1 pseudogene is annotated in these 602 nt (G+C 46.3%); it reads right to left on the bottom strand.

The features are described 5' to 3' along the window. Positions 1-118 precede the first annotated feature (118 nt). Positions 119-602: pseudogene (locus R7093_RS26520) on the bottom strand (MFS transporter); the annotation flags it as partial.

The raw sequence follows: 602 nt of genomic DNA, 5'->3' as shown, positions 1-602 counted from the left end.
TTCAACTTGTTTGGCAAAGGGCTTTACCCGTAAGCCTCGAACGCCGCGTTTTGTATAGAAAAAACCACCGTATTGTGCGGTGGTTTTTTATTCTTACTTTTGCGCAAATTTGCGGTCGTTAGTGCTTATGCCGCGCTTTTTCCAAAAGATCCGTAAAGTAATGACGCAGTGAATACAACATGATCAAGCTCGGGATCACCATTACGGCCGTGAGAATGAAAAACGTGCTCCAGTCATTTAGGTAGTCAACCAATTCACCGCTGAATGACGCTAGCGTGGTTCGTCCAAAGTTTCCTAGCGACGCAAGCAATGCATATTGAGTGGCAGAGAACGCTTGCCCGGTTAATAGAGTCAGAAACGAGACAAAGGCTACGGTGGAAAATGCCGTCGTAAAGTTATCAACGATGATGGTCGCTAAATACAGGTGCTCGCTGGGGCCAACAGACGCTATCCAAGCAAACATCAAGTTACTCGCTGACATAGCAATGCCGCCAATCATCAAACCGCGCACGATACCAAACTTCACATTGAACATACTGCCAACGAGAGTAAAGAAGATGGTGGCTCCCCATCCAATCAACTTCGAGTAGTAGCCAATTTGT

Source organism: Vibrio sp. 1580, assembly GCF_033340055.1.
The sequence above is the reverse complement of the archived record's forward strand: the minus strand, read 5'-3'. Positions and strand labels throughout refer to the sequence as shown.